Source organism: Hymenobacter sp. FMD4 (genome assembly GCF_058932745.1).
On the sequence record NZ_JBZYWH010000005.1, the window covers coordinates 233,836 to 250,275 of the forward strand.

At 59.0% G+C, this 16,440-nt stretch carries 15 protein-coding genes; 10 read left to right on the forward strand and 5 right to left on the reverse strand.

Annotated elements, in window-relative coordinates; genetic code table 11:
- Nucleotides 1–74: 74 nt before the first annotated feature.
- Nucleotides 75–1,091, forward strand: coding sequence for a gliding motility lipoprotein GldB (gene gldB / locus AC5FXY_RS07795; protein WP_493556090.1), 1,017 nt, complete (start codon nucleotides 75–77; stop codon nucleotides 1,089–1,091).
- Between the two features lie 70 nt (nucleotides 1,092–1,161).
- Entirely contained in the window at nucleotides 1,162–2,364 is a 1,203-nt protein-coding gene (locus tag AC5FXY_RS07800; protein WP_493556091.1) for a glycosyltransferase family 4 protein, read from the forward strand.
- A gap of 31 nt (nucleotides 2,365–2,395) precedes the next feature.
- On the opposite strand, the gene nth is transcribed toward AC5FXY_RS07800, so the two are convergent.
- From nth to AC5FXY_RS07825, 5 genes are all read right to left on the reverse strand, one after another.
- Nucleotides 2,396–3,070, reverse strand: a complete 675-nt coding sequence (gene nth, locus AC5FXY_RS07805) for an endonuclease III (RefSeq protein ID WP_493556092.1) — start codon at nucleotides 3,068–3,070, stop codon at nucleotides 2,396–2,398.
- A gap of 87 nt (nucleotides 3,071–3,157) precedes the next feature.
- Nucleotides 3,158–3,388, reverse strand: a complete 231-nt coding sequence (locus AC5FXY_RS07810) for a hypothetical protein (protein ID WP_493556093.1) — start codon at nucleotides 3,386–3,388, stop codon at nucleotides 3,158–3,160.
- Nucleotides 3,327–3,962 (reverse strand): RNA polymerase sigma factor, encoded by a 636-nt coding sequence (locus tag AC5FXY_RS07815; RefSeq protein ID WP_493556094.1) that lies wholly within the window; start codon nucleotides 3,960–3,962, stop codon nucleotides 3,327–3,329. The genes AC5FXY_RS07810 and AC5FXY_RS07815 overlap by 62 nt, the downstream gene beginning before the upstream one ends.
- Before the next feature lie 228 nt (nucleotides 3,963–4,190).
- On the reverse strand, nucleotides 4,191–4,733 hold the full coding sequence (locus AC5FXY_RS07820; protein ID WP_493556095.1) for a DUF6799 domain-containing protein: 543 nt from the start codon (nucleotides 4,731–4,733) through the stop codon (nucleotides 4,191–4,193).
- A gap of 71 nt (nucleotides 4,734–4,804) precedes the next feature.
- Nucleotides 4,805–5,266 carry a hypothetical protein gene (locus AC5FXY_RS07825; protein ID WP_493556096.1) on the reverse strand — a complete coding sequence of 154 codons (462 nt, stop codon included), beginning with the start codon at nucleotides 5,264–5,266 and terminating at the stop codon, nucleotides 4,805–4,807.
- A 362-nt stretch (nucleotides 5,267–5,628) separates the two neighbouring features.
- Between AC5FXY_RS07825 and AC5FXY_RS07830 the strand changes: the two genes are divergently transcribed.
- From AC5FXY_RS07830 to AC5FXY_RS07865, 8 genes are all read left to right on the forward strand, one after another.
- Nucleotides 5,629–6,930, forward strand: a complete 1,302-nt coding sequence (locus AC5FXY_RS07830; RefSeq protein WP_493556097.1) for an MFS transporter — start codon at nucleotides 5,629–5,631, stop codon at nucleotides 6,928–6,930.
- A 321-nt stretch (nucleotides 6,931–7,251) separates the two neighbouring features.
- Complete coding sequence (locus tag AC5FXY_RS07835; RefSeq protein ID WP_493556098.1) at nucleotides 7,252–7,830, forward strand: RNA polymerase sigma-70 factor; 579 nt, start codon at nucleotides 7,252–7,254, stop codon at nucleotides 7,828–7,830.
- A gap of 229 nt (nucleotides 7,831–8,059) precedes the next feature.
- Nucleotides 8,060–8,791: a head GIN domain-containing protein gene (locus AC5FXY_RS07840; RefSeq protein ID WP_493556099.1), complete on the forward strand. Its 732-nt coding sequence runs from the start codon at nucleotides 8,060–8,062 to the stop codon at nucleotides 8,789–8,791.
- A 272-nt stretch (nucleotides 8,792–9,063) separates the two neighbouring features.
- On the forward strand, nucleotides 9,064–9,798 hold the full coding sequence (locus tag AC5FXY_RS07845; RefSeq protein WP_493556100.1) for a head GIN domain-containing protein: 735 nt from the start codon (nucleotides 9,064–9,066) through the stop codon (nucleotides 9,796–9,798).
- Nucleotides 9,799–9,958: 160 nt separating this feature from the next.
- Nucleotides 9,959–12,349 (forward strand): TonB-dependent receptor, encoded by a 2,391-nt coding sequence (locus tag AC5FXY_RS07850; protein WP_493556101.1) that lies wholly within the window; start codon nucleotides 9,959–9,961, stop codon nucleotides 12,347–12,349.
- A 21-nt stretch (nucleotides 12,350–12,370) separates the two neighbouring features.
- Nucleotides 12,371–13,201 carry a DUF4249 domain-containing protein gene (locus tag AC5FXY_RS07855; RefSeq protein ID WP_493556102.1) on the forward strand — a complete coding sequence of 277 codons (831 nt, stop codon included), beginning with the start codon at nucleotides 12,371–12,373 and terminating at the stop codon, nucleotides 13,199–13,201.
- A gap of 76 nt (nucleotides 13,202–13,277) precedes the next feature.
- A complete protein-coding gene (locus AC5FXY_RS07860) occupies nucleotides 13,278–14,360 on the forward strand; it encodes a FecR family protein (RefSeq protein WP_493556103.1) in 1,083 nt (360 codons plus the stop codon).
- A 33-nt stretch (nucleotides 14,361–14,393) separates the two neighbouring features.
- Nucleotides 14,394–16,400 (forward strand): DUF4974 domain-containing protein, encoded by a 2,007-nt coding sequence (locus AC5FXY_RS07865; protein WP_493556104.1) that lies wholly within the window; start codon nucleotides 14,394–14,396, stop codon nucleotides 16,398–16,400.
- Nucleotides 16,401–16,440 lie beyond the last annotated feature (40 nt).

Sequence of the window (16,440 nt, forward strand, 5' to 3'; positions counted from 1 at the left end):
CTGCCAGCCGGGCGTGGGCGGCCCGGGGTTTTGTCTAATTTCGCCCAAATATAGACGCCCCAAGTTTACCCATCATGTCCTTTCCGCGTTTGCGCCTTTGGTTGAGCGCCCCGGTGCTGGCTGTAGCTATGTTGCTGACTGCCGGTTGTAACCGCGACGAGAAATGCGAAATGTCAGCGGAAGTGGCCCAAGTGGCCGCGCCCGTCCAGCTCGATCGGTTGGAAAAGCCCTTTTTCCGGATTCGTACGCCGGCGGAAGCCCAGCAGTTCATGGACCGCAATCCGGTATTTGCGCAGTATTACCTGCAGCGCAAAAAGTATCCGTCCGACAAAATTCTGCAGGAAACGCTCGTTCGCCTGGCTACCAATCCCGGCTTGCAGCAGCTTGCCCGTCAGGCCGACAGCACCTTTCAGAACACGCAGCAGTGGCAGGGTGATTTGCAGCGCATGTTTCAGTACGTGCGATACTATTTCCCCGATTTTCGCGTGCCAGAGGCTAAGACCTTTGTGAGCGGACTGAGTCAGGATATCTTCGTCAACGATAGCCTGCTAGTCATCAGCACCGACTTTTTTGTGGGACCCAAGGCTGTGTACCGGCCCAACATGCCCAACTACATCCTGCAGCGGTACCGCCCCGAATACGTGCTGCCGACTACGGCCCTGGCCATATCGAGCAAGTACAACATGAAGCAGCTGACTAGCACCTCGATGCTGGCCGAGATGATTCAGAATGGCAAAGCGCTGTACTTCGCCGAAAAGGTGCTCCCCTGCACTGACGATTCGCTGCTGATCGGCTTCTCAGGCCGTGACCTGCAGAACGTTAACTTCAACGAAGCGAAGATATGGGGGCACTTCCTGCAGAAGGACTTGCTCTATAATACCAGCCCCTTTCAGATTCAGAAGTACGTAGCGGAGCGGCCCAATATTCCGGAAATCGACAAAACATGCCCCGGGCGGGTAGGGCAGTGGCTGGGCTGGCAGATCGTGCGCAAGTACATGGCTGACCACCCCAACGTGACGCTGCCGCAGCTTATGGCCATGACCGACCCGCAGAAGCTACTGACCGAGTCCCGCTACCGGCCTAAGAAATAGTCAGGTGGTGAACTGACGAGGCTGCTCTGGCCTCTCAAGCATCAACTTACTACCTCTGCATTCACCGCCTGTGCACATCGCCGTTTTTAGCCAGTACCATACCAATCCGGACTGCCCTGCTACCAGTCGGCATTACTCGCTGCTGCAGCACATTGCGCAGCAGCACCGGGTTACTCTGATTACGACCAATACCTGGGAGCGGCAACGGCTAACCGAGCAGTACCCATGGTTGCCGGACGGCGTAGAGATGCTGGCAGCCGATATTCCTTATCACAACCACATGGGCGTGGCCGCCCGGGGGTGGGCTTTTGCGAAATACATTGGTTACGCCTGGGGGCAAGGTCTGCGCATTAAAAAGCCTGATGTTATCTGGGGAATCAGCACTCCGCTTTCGGCAGCCTGGATAGCGGGCAAGGTAGCGCGGCTGCGCCGCGTGCCGTGGGTGTTTGAGGTGCAAGATCTATGGCCGACGTTTCCTATCGAGATGGGCGCCGTGCGTAACCGCTTTGCGCAGCAGCAGCTATACGCGGCCGAGAGGCGGCTTTATCAGCAGGCCAGCCACATCATCACTCTGTCGCCGGGCATGACAGGCTACGTGCGGGGCCTAGGTGTCGAGCCAAACAAAATAAGCACGATACTCAACGGTACCGATATTGATCAGGCCGCTGGGGCTTCTTCGGAAGCCGCGCTGACGCTACGCCGGCAGCTAGGGGTGGGAGAGCGGCCATTGGTGTTATACGCCGGTACCTTTGGGCGGGCCAACGATATTCCCACACTAGTAAAAGCCGCCGAAGCCCTGTACCAGCAGCAGCCGGAAGTAGTGTGGCTATTCATGGGACACGGCTATTACGAGCTGTTGATAAGGGAAGCCAGCGCACGGTGTCCGGCTATTCGGCTGGTGTCACCGCAGCCCCGGCATGCGGTTTTTACTTGGCTAGCCGCAGCCGATGTGTCGTTGGTGTCTTTCAGCGACAAGCCCGTGCTGGCTACCAACTCGCCGGCGAAATTCTACGACAGCCTTGCGGTGGGGACGCCGGTAATTGTGACCAACCCAGGTTGGACCAAAGGTTTTGTGGAGCAGCACCGTTGTGGCTGGTACGTGCCAGCCGAACAGCCAGCTTTGCTGGCTCAACTGCTACGACAAGTCCTCGCTGATAAAGCGGAAACACAAGCTGCAGGTTTGCGCGGGCAGCAAGCGGCCCAGCAACTTTTTGACCGCCGCTACTTGGCGGCCGAAGTACAGATGCTATTGGAGCAGGCCGCCGAACGGTAGGCAGACCAGGTTCAACTGCTTGTCTATTGCGCTACACCGGCGCTACTACTGGCTCCAACGAAGGCCGAACCTTGTCGTTGTAATACTTACAGAAATCGGTGAGTGGGCATTGCATGCACTTCGGGCTGCGGGCCACGCAGATGTAGCGGCCGTGCAGAATAAGCCAGTGATGCGCTTTCGGAATCAGCTCGGTAGGCGTGTACTTTACCAATCCTTTCTCTACGGCCAACGGCGTGGTAGCCGTCTGGGGCACCAAGCCCAGCCGGTGCGCCACCCGAAACACGTGTGTGTCGACTGCCATGGCGGGCTGGTTGTAAATCACCGAGACGATAACATTGGCCGTTTTGCGCCCTACGCCCGGCAGCAGCTGTAAGTCTTCCAACCGATCAGGCACTTCACCGCCAAATTTCTCTACCAGCATCTTGCCCAACCCGGCTAAGTGCTTGGCTTTGTTATTGGGGTATGAGACGCTGCGAATCAGCGGAAATATCTCCTCGGCTGAGGCGGCTGCCAGGTGCTCAGGTGTAGGGAATTGCTCAAACAGAGCGGGTGTCACCAGGTTCACGCGCTTGTCGGTGCACTGGGCGCTGAGCACCACGGCCACCAATAGCTCGTAAGGACTGCGGTAATGCAGCTCTGTCTCGGGCTCAGGAAAGTTGGTGCTGAAATGATCTAGGAAGCGGCGAAACCGTTCGGCAGTGCGCATAAGCAAACGGTGAATACGTAAAATGGTGAAGAAGGGAAGTGCTCAGTAAAGCTACTTCCCTTCTTCACCATTTTACGTATTCAAGGCCTAGGAGGGGCGCAGAAAGGTGCGCGAGTATTGTAGGATGTTTTGGGTCACCCGATCGGAAGGCCCATTCTGCAGGCCATCCAGGTAGCGTTGAGCTTGGAGCAGGTCGGCGCAACGGGTAGCCAATTCGGCGTCGTGCAGCAAGGCTTGCTCTACTTCGTGGTTCTCCTTAGCCGGCAACTCGTTGTACACATACCGGAGCAGGGTCTCGTGGGTAAAGGTTTTGATCATAGAAAACGGGTTGTGCGGCCATCTTCTTCCGCAGGTTGATTAGCGCGTAGCGCATACGTCCCAGCGCCGTATTGATGCTCACCCCCGTTGCATCGGCAATTTCCTGAAAGCTCATATCGCCGTAATGACGCATGATGAGCACCTCCTTTTGCGCGGCGGGCAGCTCTTGTATTAACTCCCGAAGGCGGCTGTAGGTTTCCTCCCGCGAGAGAGTAGCGTCTACGCCTTCTTCTGCCAACGACAACGAGTTGAACGCGTGGCTGGTTGCATCAAGGTTGAGCTGTGGGTTACGCTTCTGGCGACGGAAAAAATCGATGGCTAGGTTGTGGGCGATGCGGCAAATCCACGACGAAAACTTCCCCTCCTCATTGTACCGGCCGCTCTTCATCGTGTGCACCGCTTTGATGAACGCATCCTGCAGCAAGTCTTCGGCAATAACCGGGTCTTTCACGATCAGCATGATCGTGGTAAATACCCGGCGCTTATGCCGGTCGAGCAACAGGGCGAAGGCTTCTTCCTTGCCGGCAATGTAGAGCGAAATCAACGCGGAGTCGCTCGGCTGCATGGTTTCCATAAAGGCTACGATTAGGGGAACGTAGAGCTTTAGGCCATATTGTGCAGGTTGCCGTGAAAATTATTGGGAGGGAAAGCGAAGAAGATGTGCTTGAACCAAATGTAGAATTATAGCTCGTCCAATGCAACGTGTATTGTTCTATTCAGTAAAATAATTTTTCAAAACGGTGCAACGGTACGAAAAAAGCCTGCCGAAGGGCAGGCTTCCTATCAGGCAAAAACCGTGCAGCTAACGACGAAGCTGGGCATCGAGGGTGCGTAGCTGTTCATCGTACTGCGTGGCATTAGGAGTAGTGGAGGTGGCTTTGGTAGCGCGTTCGGATAGTTTATCACTAAGCTGCTGCAGCAGCACCATGCGGCGTTCGAGCAGTTGCAACTGGTGCACGGTAGCAGGTGAAGCAGCATTAGAGGGCACTGGAATGCGGGTTTCTCCCGTGCTGCCGGTCACCTGCTGGTAGCGTTGCTCGATGGCCTGCGCCGATTGCATATCGTCACGCAGGTTCACCACTATGCCTTGCATGTTTACGGCTTGGCCATCGGGTAGCAGCTGCCGGGTGCCATCCTTGCGCACTAAGATGCCGGAAGGATTAATCACGGAGCCGTCGCTGAGGGTAAGGGGCCCTTGTAGCCGCGAGGCCTGGCCGGCCTGCAGGCGCATTACCACCCCACTCTGGCGAAAAGCACCGTCTTTTAGGCTATAGGTAGCAGCTGACTGGGCTGAGGCAGCCAAGGCCGAACAACACAGCGAAAGTAAAAGCAACAAACGAAGCATATACAGGCAATGCTGCGAAGTGTGCGCGCCGCTTTGCTTTGGGCTGTACGAGGACCAAGAAGGTCCTGTTTTTACATGCCGGCAGCGCTGGTGTTGTTTATCGGTGAGGCCGCGAGCGTAGTGCTGCCTTCCGTTCGGCACTGATGCAGCCATTGCAGGGCCGAGCCCTCGTCAGTAAACATGCGAACCTGGCAACGGGAAGGCAGACTGGTCAGGTTGTCGTCAGTCTTGGGCACTTCATCCAAGTGGCTGGGCGAAATCAAATAGGCCATCCACACTTGCCCGCCGAGGCGCTCTAACAGGCGCGGCAAAAACCCATCCATTACCCAGCGGGTGGCGTTGCTGCTCACGAGGCCGCGGCGCCGCAGATCGAGCAGCCAGTACCGGGCCCGGCGGGGCTCGGCTACGGCCAGCGCTGCCTCGTAGCCTTGGCGTACTTCAGCATCATTGACACGCCTTAGCCAGCGGCTAAACAAGAGCCCCAAATCGTCGCGGAAGGAGAGGTCGACAATATCGTTGACAGCTGTGCTCATAAGACAAGACGAAAACGGCAGCACGGCGCCACCCAAGTAGCGTGACACAGCATGCACTCAGCAACTGCCTACCGCAGGCAGCGCCATAAACCCGAAGTAAATACTTCGGCATCACGCGGCGGCTGACCTGCAACGAACAGGAGTGGGGTCAGCCAACAATAGGTGGAGGACAGCGACTAGGGAATGTCGGCCGAGGAAGACAGCTGCAACGCTTGAACGGCAGCAGGAGACGGTGCTTACAATGGTACAAAAAGCCGCGGTTTTTTCCAAACGTTGCAAGGGCTCCTTATGCTACAGGTAAAACAGGTTGCCAGCACCCATCTCGGGCTACCTTTGCACGCGTTTTTCGTTAGAGGCTTCCTATGAGTACTGCCGATCAGCCCGCTACCCCGAGCCCCCGCCATGATCCTTACGCCGCGTTGCGCATTCCGGATTTCCGGAGCCTAATTTCGGCCCGGGTTTGTTTTGTAGTGGCCACTCGTATTCAGGCCCTGGTGGTAAGCTGGCAAATACTTCACCTGACCAACGACCCGCTGGCCTTGGGCCTGATCGGGCTGGCGGAAGCAGTGCCCAGCATTAGCGTGTCTTTGTACGCCGGCCACGTGGCCGATACCGTTCGCCGTAAAAACATCATTGTGGCGGCGGTAGCAGTCCTGTTGCTGTGTGCCGTAGCCCTATGGGGATTGGCTTCGCCGCTGGGGCTACCGCTACTGGCCAAGGGTGCGTTTTTTACGCTGCCACTGTACGGAATAATCTTTGTCAGCGGCATTGCGCGCGGTTTCCTAGGACCCGCGCTGTTCTCGTTTATGCCGCAGTTGCTTCCCGATCGGGCCCAATTGCCCAATGCCATTACCTGGAACAGCACCACTTGGCAGGCTTCGGCGGTGATGGGCCCAGCCATTGGCGGCTACCTGATCAAGTACATTGATGTCGCCAACTCCTACGGAGTAGTGGTAGGCTTGGTAGCGCTGGCGCTGTTTCAGTTTGTGAGCATCGGTGGGCGCCCACTGCCAGAAAGCGTCGGAGAGCGTCTGAACCTAAAAGAAAGTGTGCTCAGTGGGCTGAAATTTATCTTCAACAATCAGCTGGTGTTGGCTGCCCTGGCCCTTGATATGTTCGCAGTGCTGTTTGGAGGCGCTGTAGCCCTGCTGCCCATCTTTGCGGTCCAGATTCTGAAGGTGGGGGCCGACGGGCTGGGCCACCTTGAAGCAGCCCCGGCAGTAGGCTCGGTGCTGATGGCGGCGATGCTAACCTATTTCCCGCTGCAGCGGCAAGTGGGCCGCAAGCTGTTGTGGGCTGTAGCGGGCTTTGGCTTAGCTACGGTATTCTTTGCGCTGTCCACCAACTTCTACCTGTCGTTGTTCCTGCTCTTCATGACGGGCGTGTTCGATTCGGTTTCCGTTATCGTGCGCTCCACCCTCATTCACACCTTCACGCCCGAATACATGAAGGGCCGGGTGGCAGCCGTAAACAACATATTCATCGGCTCATCAAATGAAATTGGCGCCTTCGAATCTGGGGCGATGGCACGGCTCATGGGCACGGTGCCTTCGGTGGTATTTGGTGGAGTGATGACGATGATAGTGGTGGGAGCCACTGCTTTGCTGGCGCCACACTTGCGGCGCTTGCAAAATGTGAAGGAAGCACATGCCGCAGCCGCGTAACCGAAGATATGCGGGCGTGTCTCGTTCCGGATATTTTTCAGCCTCACTTACCACATGTATTGGTGATTTAGGCTGAAAATGATTGAGCTACCTTTGTTGGAATTGGTTAAGTTTTAAAGGGCCTGCCCAACAACGGTTCGTACGGGAATGGACAGGTTCGCACTTCATAGGCCCGCTTCGCTGCTCTTCGACCTCATCCATTCCGAGGCAGCACCATCCGTAAGTCGGTCAATGGGAAAGCATAGCCGAAACGGTATCTTCCGTAGCTTTGCGCCGCGCGAGTCTTCCGGCCCGGGCCCTGCTATTGATACCGCTTTTGTTATGCCCGAAGTCCAAGCCGTAGATGCTCTTGAAGCCCGCCTCGCGGAGCTACAGCGCACCGACGGGGAGGCGTTTATGCAGGCCCTGTTTAAGCACTATTACCGGCCACTCGGCAACGTGATTTTTCGGGTAGTACAGGACCGCGACGCGACCGAGGACCTGCTGCAGGACGTGCTAATGCGCATCTGGAACAACCGCGATTCGCTGGTGGTAACTGGTACTTATAAATCCTACCTCTACCGTGCCGCCATGAATGCTGCCTTGCGCTACGTGGAGCGCAGCAAGCGACAAGTGAACTGGGACGACGCCGCGGTAACCGAGCCCGGCCGTGACACCACCGCCGAGCACCTGGATGGTCAAGAGGCGGAACAACTCGTGGCCGTGGCGCTGGAGGCGCTGCCGCCGCAGTGTCGGGCCGTGTTCCTGATGAGCCGGCAAGAAGGCATGAGCTACCAGCAGATAGCCGACGCGTTGGAAGTCGCTCCCAAAACCGTAGAAAACCAGATGGGCAAAGCCCTGCGCATTATGCGTGACAAGCTTAGCGGCTTGCTCTCAGGTATGAGCTCGTGGATGCTCTGAATTATTTGGTGAAAAGGATAGGGGCGAGTGCATCAGTAGGAGTCATCAAGGCAAACCCCGCCTCCTCGCTGCCGAAGGCACGCGGTCCTTGTGTGCCGGTCCTGTAACAAGCTGGCGCTAATCACCCAAGTTGTTGGGTTGAAAATCATGTGATTGTGCCGGGCGCAGCAAGGAGATAGGTTTGCAGGGATTCTGTAGCCTACGGCTAGCCATACCTCATTCTCCAGCTATGAAAACCCAACATGCCCTCTTGTTTCTCGCGTTGCCGCTAATCGGTCTTACCGCCAGTTGCTCCAAAGATGGTCCGAACGTCACTATTCGCGGGGCGGGGCCTTCGGAAACCGAAGTTCGTGCGCTTAACGCTTTCGAGCGTGTGGAAGTAGCCACCAATGCCGAAGTCACCATTACACAAGGCGCTCAGCAAGAAGTGCGCGTGGAGGCACAGCGCAACATCTTGGATGTACTCGATACCGACGTGAGCAGCCGCAAGCTGCGCATCGAAACGGGCCGTTACAACCTGCGCAGCCACGAACCTATCCGGGTATTTATCACAGTGCCTTCTTTGACGGCCGTACGCCTGAGTTCCAACGGCAGCGTCCGGAGTACTTCAGCTTGGAGCGCCAATACGCTCAGCGTGGAAGATACCGGCTCGGGTAGCGTGGACCTCACCTGCGGGCAAGTGCGCGACATGGTCACCACTATCACCGGCTCGGGCAGCGTAACGCTACACGGCATAGCTCAGCAACACACGGCCAAGCTGACGGGCTCTGGGGAGTTGCAAGCCTACAACCTTGCCACGCAGGAAGCCGAGGTAACGGCTACCGGTTCGGGACGCAGTTATTTGCGAGTCAGCGACGCGCTGGATGCTAAGCTCACCGGCAGCGGTTCGGTCTTCTACCGCGGCAATCCGCGAGTATCGTCTCGGACGACCGGCTCCGGCCGCGTTGTCGATTCCAACTAAGCGCAGGCATCTCTGATGTCTTACTAATCAAAGCCCGGCCATGCATCTATCATGCATGGCCGGGCTTTGATTAGTAAGGCGACAAATACCCGCGGGCCTTATCTGGACATGGCCGCTACGAATTCAATGATGATTTAGTTTTGGAAAATTCCCATTGACAATCAGCTTGTTATAAATAAGGTGAAATATTTTTTCGAGCGGCGTGGGGGTAAAGTGGGGTGAGCGGATCCTAATACCGAAAGCACATCACAACCCAATTTCTCTCAACAGCTATGAAAACCAACTGGCTCCTCGCTCCCCTCTTCTCGGTAATGCTCCTCACTGCTGGCTGCTCGCACGAAGGCGACACTTTCGGGCCCCGCGTACGGGGCACCGGCGCTACGCAAACCGAAGTGCGTGCCCTCAACAGCTTCAACCGAGTGGAATTGAAGATTGATGCTGAGGTGATTCTGACCCAGGGCAGCCAGCAGGAGGTGCGCATCGAAGCCCAGCGCAACATCCTCGACGTGCTGGAAACCGAACTCAGCGGCGACCAGCTGCAAATCGAGTACGGCCGTGCCCGCGTGGTGGGCCACGACCCCATCAAGGTGTATATCACAGTACCCTCGCTAACGGATGTAGAAGTATCCGGCTCGGGCAAAATCCGTAGCGCTTCGCCCTGGCGCACCAGCAACTTCAGCGTGAAGGTATCCGGCTCCGGCGACGCCGAACTGAACGTGGACCAGATCGACGGCCTGCGCACCCAGGTTTCCGGTTCGGGTGAAGCCAAGCTGAGCGGAACCGCCAACAACCACAACATCAACATCAGCGGCTCAGGCAAAGTAAGCTCTTACGACCTCGCCACGCAGGATACCTACGCTTCCATCAGCGGTTCGGGCCGGGCCTACGTACGGGCCTCGCGGGCACTCAATGCCGAAATCAGCGGCAGCGGCACGGTGTACTACCGCGGCAACCCTACGGTAACCTCGCGCATCTCGGGCTCAGGCCGCGTGCTTACCGGCAACTAAGTGCTGAGGGGGTGAACTGGCGTGCCTGAGGGCCGAAATGCACGACTAACGAAGTCGCTCCCGGAATTCGCCATCCACCTTCCGCTCTTCCTCTCTCAACTACCCTAACTGCTCCGGTCGGCTTCTGCTCGTCGGCCAGGGCAGCTTCCTGAAAACGAACATGAAATCTTCCATCCAATGGGGCTTGGCCGTTGGGCTGCTACTGACGGCCAGCCCTTCCTGGAGCCAAACCACGCCGGCAGCCAGCCGCCAAACGGCGGCTCGGCAGGTGACCCTTAGCGGCACCCTGCGCGACGCCAGCACCGGCGAAGCGCTGGTAGGTGCCAGCGTATTCGTGAAGGCGCTTGGGGCCGGCACCAATACCGACGAAAACGGCTTCTACCGCCTGCACCTGCCCGAGGGCACGCACAGCGTCACCTTCCTGATTATGGGTTACGAGCCGCGGGAAGAGCAAATCACCCTCACCGGCGACTTGACGCGCGCCGTGAAGCTCTCAGCCACCCGCGTGCAAACGCAGGAAGTGGTGGTGCAAGGGCAGCGGGCCGAAGACAACGTGAAGAAGCCCGAAATGAGCGTGAACAAGCTCGATATGAAAACCGTGAAGCTCATGCCCGCCTTGCTCGGTGAGGTGGACGTGGTACGCAGCATTCAGCTGCTGCCCGGCGTAACCACGGTGGGCGAGGGCGCTTCGGGTTTCAACGTGCGCGGTGGCGGCGTCGATCAGAACCTGATTCTGATGGACGAAATGCCGGTGTACAACGTGTCGCACTTGTTCGGGCTGTTTTCGGCTTTCAACCCCGACGCAGTGCAGGATATGAAGCTTTACAAGGGCGGTATCCCGGCCCAGTACGGCGGCCGCCTGGCTTCGCTGCTCGATGTGCGCCTGCGCGACGGCCACACAGCTGAACGCGTGAACGTGAACGGCGGCATCGGCTTGATTTCGAGCCGGCTGGCTGTGGAAGCGCCCTTGATCAAGGACCGTACCTCCGTGGTGTTGGCCGGTCGCCGCTCCTACGGCGACCTGTTCTTGAAGCTGATTCCTGATCAGAAAGATAATCAGGCTTACTTCTACGACCTGAGCCTGAAGGTGAATCACCGCTTTAGCTCCCGCGACCAGCTGCAAATTACCGGCTACCGCGGCCGCGACGTGTTCAACTTCGCCGACGTGTTCAAGAACCAGTGGGGCAACACCGGGGGTACCGTGCGCTGGACGCACCAGTTCTCACCGCGCTTGTTTATGAACCTGACCGGCGTAGCCGCGCAGTACGACTACTCGCTGGGCGTTCCGAAAGGGTCTCAGGCATTCGAGTGGACATCGAGCATCCGCAATTACACTGGCAAGGCCGATTTCTCGTTTCTGCTGAACGAGAACAACACCATAAGTGCCGGCCTGACGGGTACGCGCTACAAGTTCAACCCGGCCACGGTGAAGCCCCTGAATCCGGAGTCGATTTTCGTGGACCTGAAGGTGGACAACCAGCAGGCTGGGGAGTACGCCGCCTACATTGATAATCAGCAGACCCTCTCGCCGCGGCTCGAGTTGCAGTACGGCCTACGCGTATCGGTATTCGATTTCCTGGGTAGCGGCACCACAATTTCGGATTACGAAGGCGAGGTAGGTCAGCGCAAGCTGCCGCTAAACCCGCGGGTGTACAAAGACGGCGAACTGATCAAGCGCTACGCCAACCTGGAGCCCCGTGCCTCGTTGCGCTTTACGCTGGACGAACAAAGCTCCTTGAAAGCCAGCTACAACCGCACGGCGCAGTACATCCACCTGATTTCGAATACCACGGCCGCTTCGCCACTGGACGTGTGGACGCCGAGCACCAACAACATCAAGCCCGAGCGTGGCGACCAAGTGGCTGTCGGTTACTTCCGCAATTTCGCCCAGAACGGTTACGAGGCTTCGGTGGAGGTATTTGGCAAAACCATGGACAACCAGATCGACTACGTGAACGGGGCCAATACCCTGCTTAACAAGGACGTGGAAGGGGAGTTGCTCTACGGTATCGGCCGGGCTTACGGGGCGGAGTTCTTCGTGAAGCGCAATCAAGGCCCGCTTACCGGCTGGGTAAGCTACACGCTAAGCCGCTCCGAACGCCAGATCGAGGGCATCAACCGCGGCGAGTGGTACGCCAACAAGTACGACAAGACGCACAACCTCTCGGTGGTGGGCATGTACGCGGTGAGCAAGCGCCTGACCGTGTCGAGCAACTTCTCCTACAGCACCGGCGTGGCTACCACTTTCCCCAACGCCCGCTTTAGCTACGAAGGCCTGGTGGTGCCCGTGGTAACCGGCGACGCCCGCAACAACTACCGCGTGCCTGCCTACCACCGCCTCGATCTGGGTGCCACGCTCAAGAACCGCGTGCGCCCCGACCGCCGCTGGCAGAGCGAGTGGGTATTCTCGGTGTACAATGTGTACAGCCGCCGCAACGCTTACGGCGTCTACTTCCGCCAGAACGAGGACAATCCGCGCAAGACGGAGGCCGTGCGTCTCTCGGTGTTCGGCTCGGTGCTGCCCTCGGTGTCTTACAACTTCAACTTCTAACGGCTGCGGCCTCTTGCTGATATGTTCGCCCGTCTCTTCTCCCTTGCTTCCCTTGTTCTCACCATCGGCCTGCTTTCGAGCTGCACCGATGTGGTGGACATCGACCTGCCCGACCCCGAGCCGCAGCTCGCCGTGGAAGGCAACATCACCGACCAACCCGGCCCGTACCAGATTCGGTTGACGCGCACCGGCGCTTACTTCAACGACCAAACGCCCGACGCCGTGCGCGGTGCCGAGCTGACCATCTCCGACAGCCAGGGCGCTACCGAAACGCTGCGCGAAGTGCAGCCCGGCCTCTACCAGACCAACCAGCTGCAGGGCCGCATCGGCAATCAGTACACGCTGACCATCAAAACCGATGGCCAGGAGTATCGCGCCGCCACGGAAATCAAACGCGTGCCCAGCATCGACCGCATCGAGCAGCAGCGCAAAGTAGGGGAGGCCGGCTGGCGCGACGGTTACTACGTGCTCTACTACGGCCCTGAGCTGCCCGGCGTGGGCGACTATTACCGCTTCAAGCTCTTCCAAAACGACACGCTGCGCAACAATCCGGATGAACTCATCGTGCGCGACGACGCTTTGGTCGACGGCAACTACATCGGGGCCGTGGAACTGACCGACCGGCCCTTCCGCGTAGGCGACCAGGTGCGGGTGGAAATCCTCGCCCTGCCCCGCGACTACTATTACTTCCTGACGGAGATGTTTACGCAGATCAACAACGTAGGCATGTTTTCCTCGCCGCCTTCCAACGTGCGCACCAATGTGGTGAACACCGACCCCAACGGCCCGAAAGCCGTAGGCTACTTCGCCGGAACAGCCGTGCGCTCGGCCACGATTACCATTCAGCCGTAGCGTGCTGTAGTGCGGACTAGAGCCCGCGCTACATCCGGCAAAAAATTGCCAACTTAATCCCCGATTATCCGCCATCATGCCCGAACTCTACCCCGATACGGAAACTCCTTGGGAGCTCCTGGCCAAACACCTGGCCGGCGAGGCCTCCGTGTCGGAACAGGAAGAGTTGCACCGCTGGCTGATGGCCCGCCCCAGCCGCTTGCGCGTGCTTACGGACGCTACGCGGGCGTGGGAGCGGGGCGGTTCCGTGGCTGAGGTATTTACCGAGGCTGATGTAGACCGTGCCTGGCAGCGCTTCAGCGCAGCGGCGGGCATTAAGACAGCTGTGAAGCCGACAGGCGACCCTATTGCCAAACCTACTGTGCCCACTGAAGCGCCCGTGGTGCCTATGTGGAACAGCAGGCAGACCTGGATGCGCGTGGCAGCGGCGCTCCTGCTGCTGATTGGTGCCTGGGCTGTCGCCCGTACCTACCTGTTGAGCCGCAATCAGGCCGAAACGGTGACCATCGCAGCTACTGCCGAACGCCAGCTCACCACCCTGCCCGACGGCAGCCGCGTATGGGTAAACCGCAACTCTACGCTCAGCTACGCCGCCGATTTCAATCAGGAAAACCGCGTAGTGCAATTGAAGGGGGAGGCCTTCTTCGAAATCAAAAAAGACCATGGCCGCCCCTTTACGGTGCTGGCCAACGACACCCGTACCCGCGTATTGGGCACCTCGTTTAATGTGCGCGCCTACGCCGCCGAAGACTCGGTGGAAGTGTCGGTAGTGACGGGCCGCGTAGCCTTCACACCCGACCGGCAGAAGGTAGCGGTGCGGGACTCAGTGGTGCTCACGCCGGGCCTGCGTGGCGTGATTCGGAAGAACGCGCCCGCCGTAGCGGTACAGAAACCCATTACTGATCCAAATTTCCGCGCCTGGCAACGGGGCGAGCTGGTGTTCGACAACCAGAGCCTCGACCAAGTCGCCCAGACCCTCACGCGCTACTACGGCACGCCCGTAGAGCTGAGCCGCCCCGAACTGGCCAACTGCCGCTTTACCGGCACGTTCCAGCAGGCCCAATTGCCGCAGGTGCTGCGCGTCGTCAGCCTCTCGGCCAACCTGTCGGTGACGCAGTCGGCCGACGGCTATTCCTTAGACGGACCGGGCTGCCGATAGCCTTATCTTCACCCTCTCTCAACATCTGACCCCATGGTAGCGATGCGAAACCGCATATGCCTGGCTGCGGCCGTGCTGTGCGCATTGGCCGGTGAGCCCGCCGCAGCCCAAGCCCGGACCGGCTCGGTGCTCGAACGCAAAGTCACCGTCACATTCAACGAAGCACCGTTGGAGTCGGTGCTGCGCACCTTGCGCCGCCAGTACGGCGTGCGCATCTCGTACAGCAACACTGCCTTGAACCTGCGCCAGCCTGTAACGCTTAGCGTGCAAAATCAGCCGCTGCGCACGGTGCTGAATGAAGTGCTACGCGATAAAAGCATCGGTTACGAGCTGGTCGGCGACCAAGTGGTGCTACACCCCGCCGCGCCCAGAGCCGCGGCCGCCAAACCCGCTGAGAAAGCTCCGGCTGCCACCACGACCACCGTTAGCAAAGCCGTTATCGACAAAACTCCGGATAGCGCGCCGACGGCGGCCTCAGCGGCGCGTGCGGCTGCCACGTCTCCCGAGGCCGTTAGTCCTGCCCGCCGGGAGGAGGCCCCCGCACGCTCAGAGCCGAAACCGGCTGCTCCAAAATCCACAGCGCCTAAAGCTGCTACGCCCGCAGGTAAGCCGACAAGCACGCCAAATAAAAGCGCAGCCTCTGGCAGCGCGGCAGCTACTACAGCCAGTGCGGGCAAAGTGAGCAGTAACACTAAAGCCAGCAAGTCTGGTCCAACGGCCTCCAGCGCCGCGGAATCAGCGAGTAAGGCATCAAGTGGGGCTGATCAAACCCGAGCTGGCAAACCTGTTGCTTCGGGTCAGAATGACGTTCCACCTACCGACCCGGAGGTGGTAGCTTCGGTAAGCCAGCCCACAACCAAGACTGCCGAGCCCCTTGCGGCTGTTGCTCCGCCGGTTGCAAAGCCCACCATTACTGCGCAGGATTCAGCGGCCGCGCCGCCCCCAGCCAAAGAGCAGCCCGCCCGGCCCACTTTCACCAAGCCGGCCCAGATTTCCTTTATAGGCCCGCTCGGCTCCAATGGCTTGCGCAGCGGTCAAACGGTGAATAACGTATCCATCAACGTGCTGGGCGGCTACGCGGCTGGGGTAAACGGCTTTGAAGCTGCAGGGTTGTTCAACGTAGACCGCGACTCGGTGCGCGGCGTGCAACTGGCCGGCTTGGCCAATATTGTGGGTAAGCACGTGGAGGGCTTTCAGGGAGCTGGGTTGCTGAACGTAGTGGGGGGCGGCGGTGCCGGTTGGCAAGCAGCCGGGCTGCTGAACGTGGCCGCGCGGCCCATTGCCGGCGCCCAGACTGCGGGTCTATTCAACTACGTTGGGCCAACCAAAAAGCTCGGTGCCAATGCCGCGGCTACCCCTGAAGTAGCGCCGTCCCGCCGACCAGCAGTGCAAGCAGCAGGGCTATTCAATGTGGCTTTGGGCGAAGTGCGCGGGGGCCAGGCGGCCGGATTGTTTAATGTGGCCGGCAAGGTGCACGGCGTGCAGTTGGCTGGCCTACTGAACATTGCCGATTCAGTGGACGGTGTGAGCATCGCCCCGCTCAACTTCATCCGCCGGGGCTACCACCGCGTGGAGGTCACTTATTCGGAGCAGTGGCCGCTCAGCGCCAACCTGAAACTGGGCGGTTCGCCCGCTTTCTACACCTTTTTTGCCGGCGCCTACGACGGTTTCGGCAGCCGCTCGCGGCGCTGGGGCTTGGGCTACGGCTTGGGCACCGAGATATGGGCGCGGCGGCGCCTTAGCTTGAGCGTCGATGCGCAGGCCTTGCACGTGAACGAAGAGTCGAGGGGCTGGACCCAGGACCTGAACCTGCACAACCAATTGCGCATGATGGTAGGCTTTGCGCCCTTCAAGGCAGGGAGCCGTTTCCGCATCGTGACCGGCTCCACTGTCAACGTGCTCGTAACCGAGCGTTATGACAGCACCGAGCAGCGCGTGCACTCCAGCCTCGCCGATGGTCAGCGCTTGTGGCTCGACGAAGGCAATACTTTCACCCGCGTGCTGGGCTGGTTTGACTACAGCGTAGGGCTGCGTTTCTAAGTAGCCATATCAGTGTGGTTACGCCTAGTGCAGCATCTCT

Excerpts from the sequence above, each read along its gene's own strand:
- AC5FXY_RS07840 (WP_493556099.1), top strand. The coding sequence starts at position 8,060 with ATGAAAACCCAACATGCCCTCTTGTTTCTCGCGTTGCCGCTAATCGGT.
- AC5FXY_RS07860 (WP_493556103.1), top strand. The coding sequence starts at position 13,278 with ATGCCCGAACTCTACCCCGATACGGAAACTCCTTGGGAGCTCCTGGCC.
- AC5FXY_RS07825 (WP_493556096.1), bottom strand. The coding sequence starts at position 5,266 with ATGAGCACAGCTGTCAACGATATTGTCGACCTCTCCTTCCGCGACGAT.
- AC5FXY_RS07855 (WP_493556102.1), top strand. The coding sequence starts at position 12,371 with ATGTTCGCCCGTCTCTTCTCCCTTGCTTCCCTTGTTCTCACCATCGGC.
- gldB (WP_493556090.1), top strand. The coding sequence starts at position 75 with ATGTCCTTTCCGCGTTTGCGCCTTTGGTTGAGCGCCCCGGTGCTGGCT.
- AC5FXY_RS07845 (WP_493556100.1), top strand. The coding sequence starts at position 9,064 with ATGAAAACCAACTGGCTCCTCGCTCCCCTCTTCTCGGTAATGCTCCTC.
- AC5FXY_RS07850 (WP_493556101.1), top strand. The coding sequence starts at position 9,959 with ATGAAATCTTCCATCCAATGGGGCTTGGCCGTTGGGCTGCTACTGACG.
- AC5FXY_RS07820 (WP_493556095.1), bottom strand. The coding sequence starts at position 4,733 with ATGCTTCGTTTGTTGCTTTTACTTTCGCTGTGTTGTTCGGCCTTGGCT.
- AC5FXY_RS07865 (WP_493556104.1), top strand. The coding sequence starts at position 14,394 with ATGGTAGCGATGCGAAACCGCATATGCCTGGCTGCGGCCGTGCTGTGC.
- nth (WP_493556092.1), bottom strand. The coding sequence starts at position 3,070 with ATGCGCACTGCCGAACGGTTTCGCCGCTTCCTAGATCATTTCAGCACC.
- AC5FXY_RS07815 (WP_493556094.1), bottom strand. The coding sequence starts at position 3,962 with ATGGAAACCATGCAGCCGAGCGACTCCGCGTTGATTTCGCTCTACATT.
- AC5FXY_RS07835 (WP_493556098.1), top strand. The coding sequence starts at position 7,252 with ATGCCCGAAGTCCAAGCCGTAGATGCTCTTGAAGCCCGCCTCGCGGAG.
- AC5FXY_RS07810 (WP_493556093.1), bottom strand. The coding sequence starts at position 3,388 with ATGATCAAAACCTTTACCCACGAGACCCTGCTCCGGTATGTGTACAAC.
- AC5FXY_RS07830 (WP_493556097.1), top strand. The coding sequence starts at position 5,629 with ATGAGTACTGCCGATCAGCCCGCTACCCCGAGCCCCCGCCATGATCCT.